1 protein-coding gene is annotated in these 2,028 nt (G+C 41.0%); it reads left to right on the forward strand.

Annotated features, from left to right (window positions below; genetic code table 11):
* The first annotated feature begins 158 nt into the window (after nt 1–158).
* Nucleotides 159–668 (forward strand): hypothetical protein, encoded by a 510-nt coding sequence (locus tag HMPREF9304_RS11880; protein ID WP_036929470.1) that lies wholly within the window; start codon nt 159–161, stop codon nt 666–668.
* Nucleotides 669–2,028: the final 1,360 nt, after the last annotated feature.

Consider the following 2,028-nt stretch of genomic DNA (forward strand, 5'->3'; position numbering starts at 1 on the left):
TTCATAATCTTTAATCCTTTAAATTCGTTAATCTCGCCCCTTTTCCGTATCTTTGAGCGGTGTTTAAGATTAAACACGCTGCAAAGATAATACGCTTTTGCGAATATTCAAAATAATAATGCGAATATTTTATTCGCAAATGATAATATTTATAAAATATGAGTATAAATGAGAGATTTGAGACAATCATCAAGGTACTATTCAATAATAACAAAAGAGCATTTGCAAAGGCAGTAGGAGTAAGCCCCACTGTGGTTGAAAATATTGTTGGTACACGAAAAGGAAAACCTTCTTATGAAGTCTTGAGGAAAGTTTGCGCAAATGCGAATATATCGGCAGAGTGGATTCTATTTGGAACAGAGAACCAGCCAGTAGGTGATTTTATCAATATTCGTAAAGATCTTACAATAGTAGCTCCAAAAGAGGGGGAGCCTGAAGATGGAGAACATACCGTAACTACAGTTTTTACTAAAGGCAAAGTCGGATCCAAATTTTTTCCTGTGCAGAAAGCACAAGACGCAGACCCATTTCTTAAAGAATTACTTGACACTATCAAAGAACAAGCAGAGGAAATCGGACAACTCAAGGAGCAGATCCGCCAACTTACTATTGAAAAAGAAAGGCTTGCCTCCAATGCCCACTCTTCACACGCTGCGAACGTCGGATAGAACTCTTCCATGTTATTAAAGGTGGAAAGTGTACGAAATAGCCCCCTGTACCGCAAAGCGCCCCCCAGTGGGGTGTCCCCCCTCCCTAAATGCCCCGATACACCTCCGTCTATGGCTTCAACCCTTGCATATATAGGGGTTTACGCAAAAAAATGGCTTTCAAAAGTTGTTCGCATAGTGTCAGTTTCTTGCATCAATCCCCCTTTTTTTGGATTGTTGCTATATCCCCACAGGGGGGGGCTTGGCAGGAGTTTTGAACATCCACTTTTTGCAAAATGAACATCCACTTTGAACATCCACCTGAACATCCACCCCTCAAAAAACACCATTTTTACTCGTTTTTCGTCGATCTGCCAAACTTCCCTCAAACCTCATTTGAAGACCGTTATGATACCATTCCCATGCCGTTCAAATAAGGGCGCATACAAAGCCCCTGTACGCCCAAAACTCCCGTGTATAAAGCACTTCCACACACAGCATCAAAAAAAGGCCACACGCGTAAACGTGCAGCCCTATGTATGTAAACCTTTCGCCAGCCTCATGTAAACGAAAAGCCCCTCGATGTAAACCAAAATTAAACCAATGTAAACGTTTCGTTTTGTGGAGCCTCAACCATCAAAATACGCATAACTCTTTGTAAACTAACGACTTTACCAACCTTTCAACCCTCCATCATCCTATACGCTTCGTTCTGTGCCCCATATAATGTAGGAATAGGAGTCCATGGCATAATCAATAGTGATGGTATGACCAGGATGTTGATGNTCATATTGACTTTTNCGAGCNGCATTCCAACCTGTCGACATTTCAGCTTGTCTTTTGAGTTCATTATATTCTTGTGGGGAAAGGGTGGGGAAAGACGGTGTGGTCTTTCTTTCAAAATTCTCTTTATACTTCCAACCTGTCCATGCGGAGTTGTCATTAGTATTCCTCGGATGCGAAGGCTTGTATTCAGCGAGAATTTTATTACCACTATCTTCGGAATAGATGTACCATCTTTGTCTATAGTGTTGCCCCTTTAACTCTTTTANATAATTGCTGATATAGCCTGATATGTTATAATCGTCTATCTGAAAAAGACGTGACACAGCATCTGCGTCCGTCGATTGAAGAACGCTCATCAGAATTTCCTTCACATTCCCTGCGTTGCGTATACTTTCATACTTACTTCGGAAGGTCTTGTATAGTTGGTAAATTTCGGATGGTTTTGATTTGAAGATCTTACCTATTGCCGAAAAATCCTTGATATTTCCATTGACAGCATCTTTTCCAGCGGTGGCAAGTACTTCTCCGATATTGCTTATATCTTTCTTAATGTTTTCCTTGGCGGCTTTGATGTCAAAGTCGCCGATCTTTTCCA

Source organism: Hoylesella timonensis S9-PR14 (genome assembly GCF_000762405.1).
GTDB classification, from domain to species: domain Bacteria; phylum Bacteroidota; class Bacteroidia; order Bacteroidales; family Bacteroidaceae; genus Prevotella; species Prevotella timonensis_A.

Excerpts from the sequence above, each read along its gene's own strand:
- HMPREF9304_RS11880 (WP_036929470.1), top strand. The coding sequence starts at position 159 with ATGAGTATAAATGAGAGATTTGAGACAATCATCAAGGTACTATTCAAT.